This window comes from Bradyrhizobium shewense, from assembly GCF_900094605.1.
Lineage (GTDB): Bacteria > Pseudomonadota > Alphaproteobacteria > Rhizobiales > Xanthobacteraceae > Bradyrhizobium > Bradyrhizobium shewense.
The window spans coordinates 1-6165 of sequence record NZ_FMAI01000035.1 but is presented as its reverse complement, the minus strand read 5'-3'; the positions used below and the strand labels follow the sequence as shown (position 1 = coordinate 6165).

Below are 6165 nucleotides of genomic sequence, written 5' to 3'. Positions count from 1 at the left end.
AGCGCGGTCGAGCAGCAGGGCGCGGCGACGCAGGAGATCGCGCGCAGCGTCCAGACCGTCGCCCAGGGCACCCAGACCGCGGCCACCGATATCGGCGAGGTCAACCGCGGCGCCGCCGAGACCGGCTCGGCCTCGGAGGAGGTGCTGCATTCGGCCAAGACGCTGTCATCCGAAAGCACCCGCCTGCGCGCCGAGCTCGATCGCTTCATGGGGAATATTCGGGCGGCGTAGGAAAGCCCTGAGGCCCTCGCTCTCGCTTCATCCTCCGCTGTCGTCCCCGCGTACGCGGGGACCCATACCCACAGGGAGCGGATATGGAGCGAGCGGACAACTCCGAGTCTTCGCCAAACCACTGCCTGTGGTTATGGGTCCCGGATCTTCGCTTCGCTCGTCCGGGACGACATCGGAGTGATTGGTGCGAGAATCACTCCCTCCCGAACGCCCGCTTCAGCTCCAGCTTCGCCTTCTCCAGTCGCGTACGCTGCGTCTTCGGCAAGGTCTTGCCGGCGCGGTTGATGTAGAAGGTCAGCATCGACAGCGCCGAGCGATAGGCGCCGGTCTTGCGGCGTGAGCTGTGCTCGGCCGATCGCTTCAGCGACGTCGCGATTCTCTTTGGGCTGGTCAGCTTGAACACGCCGCGCTTCAGGTCGAGCGCGTCGCTCTGCTTCGTCACGCGCTGCGACCAGCGCTTCGGCGCAGCGCGCTTCGCACTCTTCCGCTCGGTGCCGCGCTTGGCGCTCGTCGTCCTGCGCGCGGCTGTTTTGCGGGATTGTGTCGTCTTTCTGACATGAGCCATGCGTCAACTCCTTGCGGCTCCATCGGAAACGGACGGTACGAAGGGCCGTTCCCGTGGGAACCCGGCCTCGCCGCAGACGTTGTCGCAGGTGGCAGGCGGAATGCCGCACCCCGATGATCGGATCGACCCCGTCCACATCATGTGAACCGGGGGCGCTTCCATTGATCAGACACAACAACCCGATGGAATTGCAGCAAAGCCCAGCGCCGAACTATGCTCCTGTGGTCGCGGCAGCCGCGGCCGATCGCATCGTCGAGACCAGTATCCCCGCGCGGCTCGACGCGCTGCCCTGGAGCGGCTTTCACACCCGCGTCGTGCTGGCGCTCGGCATCACCTGGATCCTCGACGGGCTCGAGGTGACGTTGGCCGGCGCGCTCTCCGGTGCGCTGAAGCAGAGCCCGTCGTTGCAATTCACCAATCTCGATCTCGGCATTGCCAATTCCGCCTATCTCGCCGGCGCCGTGCTCGGTGCGCTCGGCTTCGGCTGGCTGACCGACCGCATCGGCCGCAAGAAGCTGTTCTTCATCACGCTGGCGCTCTATCTCTCGGCGACGGCCGCGACCGCGCTGTCATGGGATGTCGGAAGCTACGCGCTGTTTCGTTTCCTCACCGGCGCCGGTATCGGCGGCGAATACACCGCGATCAACTCGACCATCCAGGAGCTGGTGCCGGCGCGCTATCGCGGCTGGACCGATCTGGTCATCAACGGCAGCTTCTGGATCGGGGCCGCAATGGGCGCGGTGGCGTCCATCGTGCTGCTGGATCCCGCTGTGATCAATCCCGATCTCGGCTGGCGCCTGGCTTACCTCATCGGCGCGACCGTCGGTCTTGTCGTGCTCCTGATGCGGATGTGGATTCCGGAGAGTCCGCGCTGGCTGATGATCCATGGCCGCCCCGATCAGGCCCACGCGATCGTCGACGAGATCGAACGCTCGGTGATCGGACATGACCAGGATACGAGCGACGGGCGCTTCACGAAAATCCGGCTGAAGATGCGCGATCACACGCCGATCCGCGAGGTCGTGCACACGCTGTTCTCGGCATATCGCCAGCGCGCGCTGGTCGGCCTCGTGCTGATGAGCGCGCAGGCGTTCTTCTACAATGCCATCTTCTTCACCTTCGCGCTGGTGCTGACCGATTTCTACGGCATCAGTGCCGATCATGTCGGCTGGTACCTGCTCCCCTTCGCTGCCGGCAACTTCCTTGGGCCCCTGTTGCTCGGCCGGCTGTTCGATACGCTCGGACGCCGCATCATGATCATGTTCACCTATGGCGTGTCGGGCCTGTTGCTGGCGATCTCGGGCTATCTGTTCTCCATCGGCGTCCTCACTGCGCAGGGGCAGACCATCGCCTGGATGGTGATCTTCTTCTTCGCCTCGCCGGCCGCGAGCGCGGCCTATCTTACCGTCAGCGAGACCTTTCCGCTCGAAGTTCGCGCGCTGGCGATCGCGGTGTTCTACGCGGTCGGCACCGGCATCGGCGGCGTGATCGGGCCGGCGCTGTTCGGCGTATTGATCGACACGGGATCACGCACCAGCGTGTTCGCCGGCTATCTGCTGGGGTCATTCCTGATGATCGCAGCAGCGATCGTGGCGTGGCGCTATGCCGTCCCTGCGGAGCGCAAATCGCTCGAACAAATCGCGCGGCCGCTCGCCTTTATGGAGTAGACTGATGAAATCGGAACTTGCAGAAATGGCGTTGGACCAGAAGCGCACCATGCCTGACGACGAAGCACCCGATGCGGTGCCGGTGCCGCACGCGCTGGTGCCGCATCTCAACGAGACCGCAATTCTGCTCGACATCGACGGCACGCTGCTCGACCTGATGCCGACGCCGCGCGAAGTGTGGGTGCCGCCAGGCCTCTCGGACACGCTGAACCGGCTGACCGAGCGCACCTCCGGCGCGCTGGCGCTGGTCAGCGGCCGCTCGCTCAACGACATCGACCTGATCTTCGCACCCGATGTGTTCCGCGCCGTCGCCGGCCACGGCGCGGAGATGCGGCTGTCGATCGACAATGAGGCCGATGACGTGCACGCGCCGCCGCTGGACAAGGAGCTGAAGCGGCGCCTGGCCGCGATCGCCAAGCTTTCGCCCGGCATTCTGCTCGAGGACAAGGGTTATTCACTCGCGCTGCATTACCGCCTCGCGCCGCACGCGGAGAAAGCGATCTACGAATCGGTCTCGGTGATCCGCGCCGACCTGCCCAATGCGCCGATCGAGGTGCTGCCCGGCAAGTTCGTCTGCGAGATCAAGCATTCCGGATTCACCAAGGCGACCGGCGTGCGCGAACTGATGAAGCGGGAGCCATTCAAAGGACGGCGTCCGATCTTCATCGGTGATGACGTCACCGATGAAACCGTGTTCGCGATCATGCCCGACATGAACGGGCTTGCCTTCTCGGTCGGCCGCCGTGCCATGGGCGTGAACGGTCATTTCGACGCGCCGAGCGATGTGCGTGCGTTCCTTGCCCGCCTGCTCGACCCGAGGTGAAACCAAGGCAGCGCCATGTCGCGGACAAGATGCTCTGGGAACGGCGCCGCCGCGCGCTGCAATGCGTGCTGCGCAACATGGCCGCACAGGCTGTCTTTGCAACGAAATCTAGGGTTCCCGAAGCGAAACCAGTTCCAACGCGCGTGCCCGATTTTGGTTTCAATTGGTTGAAACGATGATCAGGAACCATATTGATGAACGGCAGTTAAACGGGGTGGAATGAAACAGGAGGGGACGACCTGTGAATTTAGTCGTCGTTTCGAATCGCGTCGCCCGCGGCAAGCCTAACGAGCCCATGACGGGCGGCCTCGCGGCGGCCTTGTTGCCGGTTGTGGAACATTCGGGCGCGATCTGGGTGGGTTCTTCGGGCCGTGTGCGTGACGGCCATCAGAAGGAACCGTTCGCGGAGATCGAAGCGCTCGGATCGGGCGCGATCGCAACACTGGACCTGCCGGCGGCGCATTACGGCGGCTATTACGAAGGCTTTGCCAATTCGGCGCTGTGGCCCGCGCTGCATTCGCGCAGCGATTTGATCCGCGTCTCGCGCGAGGACTACGTCAGCTATCGCGAGGTCAACGCCTTCATGGCGCGCGCCTTGATGCGGTTCCGAAAAGCCAAGACCGCGTTCTGGGTGCAGGATTATCATTTCCTCGCGCTCGGCGCCGAACTGCGTGATCTCGGCGTCGACGATCCGATCGGCTTCTTCCTGCATACGCCGTGGCCGGTCGCCGCGGTGATGCAGGGCGTGCCCAATCATCGCGAGCTGATCACGGCAATGCTGGCCTACGATCTGCTCGGCTTCCAGACCGAGGAGGATTGCCAGAATTTTCTCGGCTATGTCGCGAGCGAACTCGGCCTCGCTGTCGAGGACGGCGTTGCGATTTCGCAGCATGGCCGCACCCGCTGCGAGGTCTTCCCGATCGGAATCGATGCGGAGAAGTTCGCGCAATACGCGGCGAAATCGGCCTCGCATCCCGACGTGTCGCGGCTGCGGCGCAGCCTCAATGGCGAGCGCCTCGCGATCGGCGTCGACCGGCTCGACTATTCGAAGGGCCTCGTCAACCGCATCAGCGCGTTCGACCGGCTCTGGACCGAACAGCCGCAATTCTCGCGCAGCATCTCGCTGCTGCAGATCGCCAACCCCTCGCGCGGCGGCATCGAAGCCTATGGCAATCTGCAGAACGACGTCGCGCGCCTCGTCACTGACGTCAACGGCCGCCATGGCGAGGTCGACTGGACACCGATCCGCTATTTGAACAAGGGCTTCAGCCAGGCGGTGCTCGCAGGGCTCTACCGGACCGCGCAGATCGGCGTGGTGACGCCGCTGCATGACGGCATGAACCTCGTCGCCAAGGAATATGTCGCCGCGCAAAACCCGGCCGATCCCGGCGTGCTGGTGCTGTCGAAATTCGCAGGCGCGGCCAACGAGCTCGACGCCGCGCTGGTCGTCAATCCGCACGACATCGACGGCATGGCCCGCGCGATCGCGATCGCCGCCGCGATGCCGCTCACCGAGCGCAAGATGCGCTGGGACGCGATGATGAAGAAGCTGCGCGGCCACACCATCCAGCAATGGTCGGCCGATTTCGTCGCCGAGCTCGAGAAGTGCCGGACCGAGAAGGCCGCGGTCGCCCCGCTCGCCACGCAGCCGCCACAGGCACTGCGCTGGCTGAAGTCGGCGATATCAGGCGTAAGGCTGATTTAGCTATCGAGAGCTTGCTCGACGCTCTTCCCCTCTCCCCTTGCGGGAGAGGGTGGCTCGCCGCATATGCGGCGAGACGGGTGAGGGGTTTCTCTCCTCGCGTAAATCTTCCGCAGCATACTTCGTTGATGCACACCCCTCATCCGGCGCTTCGCGCCATCTTCTCCCACAAGGGGAGAAGGAAGAGGACATCAATAGCAATACGACACCCCATCCAGGATTGCGCATTGCCGCTTGTTCGGCGCGTTCGGATCGTCCATCGGCACCATGCCCTTGCCCTGGCCGACGAACACGCCGGGCCCGACATGCACCGAGCTCTTGTTGCCGATGATCACGCTCGGATGCGGCGCCGAGCTCGAGCGCGTGCCGTCCGGCCAGATGATGGCATCGCCCGACAGCACCCCGCGCCGGCCGTCGTTGCAGCTGACATCGACCCCTTGCCGGGTGCAGACTTGGGCGGCGGCGGGCACGGCGAAGGCGGAGCCGAGGGCCGAAATCAGGCTGACGGCGACGATGGTGCTGCGGATGGTCATGGCGTCCCCGGTCGTGTTTGCCGTTCTCACGTGAATCGTCGCGCCAAACCCGTCACCGGTTCAGCCGGCAGGCCGGTCAGGGCACCTGCCACGCCAGATATTATCCCCTAAATACAACATCTTACGGAAAATTCACCCGATTTGCCCGCGATCTCTTGCAAAATCGTCGGCGCCCCTTCAAGAGAGGCGCTCCGGAGAGATGGCCGAGTGGCTTAAGGCGCACGCTTGGAAAGCGTGTGTGCGGGAAACCGTACCGTGGGTTCGAATCCCACTCTCTCCGCCATCTGCGCGATTGTCCAGCCCGAAGAGATGGGTAACGCATCGTACCTAAGAGATGGGTGACAACCTCGTGCCGAACGGGTTGTCGAGGGGCTGCAGGGTCTTCTGCTCCAGGTCGAAATATCCAAGATCATAGTGCATGAAGCTGACGAGCCAAATGCCCTCGTCGACCTCCTTGATGCCGAGCTTCTGGCCGGCCAACACCAGGGAGATATTGATTCTCTTGCGGTGGAGGCAGAGGCGCCCGCAGGAGGTGACGACGACGTCGCGATCGTGAAAGGGATAGGCCAGTTCCGGCAAACCCTCGTAGTGGCGGGCTGAGGCGGTGTAGAGATCTGCCGGGCGCTTCATGTCGAGAGCCTCAT

5 protein-coding genes, 1 tRNA gene and 2 pseudogenes are annotated in these 6165 nt (G+C 64.0%); 5 read left to right on the top strand and 3 right to left on the bottom strand.

Annotated elements, in window-relative coordinates:
- Positions 1 to 231: pseudogene (locus GA0061098_RS37920) on the top strand (methyl-accepting chemotaxis protein); the annotation flags it as partial.
- Positions 232 to 424: 193 nt separating this feature from the next.
- On the opposite strand, the gene GA0061098_RS37915 reads toward GA0061098_RS37920, so the two are convergent.
- Positions 425 to 796 (bottom strand): DUF3175 domain-containing protein, encoded by a 372-nt coding sequence (locus GA0061098_RS37915; RefSeq protein WP_091966442.1) that lies wholly within the window; start codon positions 794 to 796, stop codon positions 425 to 427.
- Between the two features lie 182 nt (positions 797 to 978).
- Between GA0061098_RS37915 and GA0061098_RS37910 the strand changes: the two genes are divergently transcribed.
- The 3 genes from GA0061098_RS37910 (at position 979) to GA0061098_RS37900 (ending at position 4991) form a co-directional block, all read left to right on the top strand.
- A complete protein-coding gene (locus GA0061098_RS37910; RefSeq protein WP_165637872.1) occupies positions 979 to 2463 on the top strand; it encodes an MFS transporter in 1485 nt (494 codons plus the stop codon).
- 4 nt (positions 2464 to 2467) lie between these two features.
- Positions 2468 to 3286 (top strand): trehalose-phosphatase, encoded by an 819-nt coding sequence (gene otsB, locus GA0061098_RS37905; protein ID WP_091966438.1) that lies wholly within the window; start codon positions 2468 to 2470, stop codon positions 3284 to 3286.
- Between the two features lie 241 nt (positions 3287 to 3527).
- Positions 3528 to 4991, top strand: coding sequence for a trehalose-6-phosphate synthase (locus tag GA0061098_RS37900; RefSeq protein ID WP_091966436.1), 1464 nt, complete (start codon positions 3528 to 3530; stop codon positions 4989 to 4991).
- A gap of 188 nt (positions 4992 to 5179) precedes the next feature.
- Here GA0061098_RS37900 and GA0061098_RS37895 read toward each other — a convergent pair whose 3' ends face one another.
- Positions 5180 to 5521, bottom strand: coding sequence for a hypothetical protein (locus GA0061098_RS37895; RefSeq protein WP_091966434.1), 342 nt, complete (start codon positions 5519 to 5521; stop codon positions 5180 to 5182).
- 193 nt (positions 5522 to 5714) lie between these two features.
- Between GA0061098_RS37895 and GA0061098_RS37890 the strand changes: the two genes are divergently transcribed.
- A tRNA-Ser gene (locus tag GA0061098_RS37890) sits at positions 5715 to 5804 on the top strand.
- A 44-nt stretch (positions 5805 to 5848) separates the two neighbouring features.
- Here GA0061098_RS37890 and GA0061098_RS37885 read toward each other — a convergent pair.
- A pseudogene (locus GA0061098_RS37885) lies at positions 5849 to 6165 on the bottom strand (IS481 family transposase); the annotation flags it as partial.

Coding starts and splice junctions, on each gene's coding strand:
- otsB (WP_091966438.1), top strand. CDS start 2,468: ATGAAATCGGAACTTGCAGAAATGGCGTTGGACCAGAAGCGCACCATG.
- GA0061098_RS37895 (WP_091966434.1), bottom strand. CDS start 5,521: ATGACCATCCGCAGCACCATCGTCGCCGTCAGCCTGATTTCGGCCCTC.
- GA0061098_RS37910 (WP_165637872.1), top strand. CDS start 979: ATGGAATTGCAGCAAAGCCCAGCGCCGAACTATGCTCCTGTGGTCGCG.
- GA0061098_RS37915 (WP_091966442.1), bottom strand. CDS start 796: ATGGCTCATGTCAGAAAGACGACACAATCCCGCAAAACAGCCGCGCGC.